Raw genomic sequence first — 1,541 nt, 5'->3', positions numbered from 1 at the left:
TTTCCGGCTACTCGGATTTGGTCATCGGCTTGGCCATGCTGCTCGGCTTCCAGTTGCCGAAAAACTTCGCCGCGCCGCTTCGCGCCATCAACATCCGCGACTTCTGGGACAGATGGCACATCAGCCTGTCCACTTGGATTCGCGACTATATCTATATCCCTTTGGGCGGCAGCAAAAAAGGCTTCGGTCGCACCCAGCTCAATCTGATGATTGCCATGTTACTTTCCGGCATTTGGCATGGCTACGGCTGGAGCTTTTTGATTTGGGGCGCGCTGCACGGTTCGGCTTTGGTGTTCCTTAACTGCGGCGATAAAATCGTCGGCCGCAATGCCTTAGGCCGTCTGAAAATCGGCAAACCGCTTGCCTGGCTGTTTACCTTCCATTTCGTTTGTTTCGCTTTTGTTGTGTTCAACAGCGCAACGCTTGCCGATACGGAAATGCTGTTCAGCGCCTTATTTGCCAATGACAAAGGTTGGAACACGCCTCTACCGACCGACCTCATGTTGCTGGGTGCATTTGCACTGATGCTTTTGCTTTACCCGTATTTGCTTCGCTTATTTGAAGCATCGGTAAAAGGCTTGGACAACCTGCCTGCATGGCTGTGGTTTATCCCCATCACGCTTATCCTCGCCTTGATTATCGTCTTCGCCCCATCCGGCATTCCCGGCTTTATTTACGCCAACTTCTAAGGAGCAGAACATGAAACGCTTTATCTCCCTGTTTGTTTCTATTCTGCTCAGTGCGGTTGCACTGACGTGGTTTGCCCAAAACTCCATCAATGCCTATTGGCAGCAGACCTATCATGAAAATAGTCCGCTTGAGCCTTTATCCGAATACGCTTGGTGGCGTATCGGTGCAGATTGGCAACAAAAAGCCTACGAATTTTCAGACGGCCTGAAAGCTTCACTGGAAACAGAAGACGCGTTGGCTTCAGAAGACTCTGGTATCGAAACAACAGGGCCGTCTGAAAATACGGAAAACATTGAAGTATCGGACAACCAAAAAGACTCTGCTGCTTCCGATGCGGCTAACAATACGGATACCGCCGCCAGCGAGCCAGGCAATCAAGCTGAACAGTCGGCAACGCAGGTCATTTTGAAAAAAGGCAACAAAGTTTTCTTTGCCGGCGACTCGCTGATGCAGGGCGTTGCACCTTTCGTACAAAAACACCTCAAGCAAGAATATGGCGTACAATCGGTCAACCTCAGCAAACAAAGTACCGGTTTGTCCTACCCCAATTTCTTCGACTGGCCGAAAACCATCGAACAAACTTTGCAAAAAGAACCCGACATCCGCGTTTTAGTTGTATTCTTAGGCCCTAACGACCCTTGGGATTTCCCAATGGGTAAAAAATACCTGAAATTCGCCTCCCCCGAATGGGAGGCAGAATACCTCAACCGCGTCCGCCGTATTCTTGATGCAGCCTCCGCACATGATGTCCAAGTCATTTGGCTGGGCATTCCTTACATGAAAAAAGCCAAGCTCAATGAACAGATGCGCTACCTCGACAAAATCCTGTCGGGTACGGTGTCATCTCAAGC

At 50.0% G+C, this 1,541-nt stretch carries 2 protein-coding genes; both read left to right on the top strand.

The features are described 5' to 3' along the window. The coding region (locus ACTHUT_RS20285; protein WP_440419600.1) for an MBOAT family O-acyltransferase at positions 1 to 689 on the top strand (689 nt) is incomplete at its 5' end. A 10-nt stretch (positions 690 to 699) separates the two neighbouring features. After that, on the top strand, positions 700 to 1,541 hold an 842-nt coding region (locus ACTHUT_RS20280), incomplete at its 3' end, for an SGNH/GDSL hydrolase family protein (protein ID WP_440419599.1).

This window comes from Neisseria sp. P0022.S010, assembly GCF_051956635.1.
The sequence above is the reverse complement of the archived record's forward strand: the minus strand, read 5'-3'. Positions and strand labels throughout refer to the sequence as shown.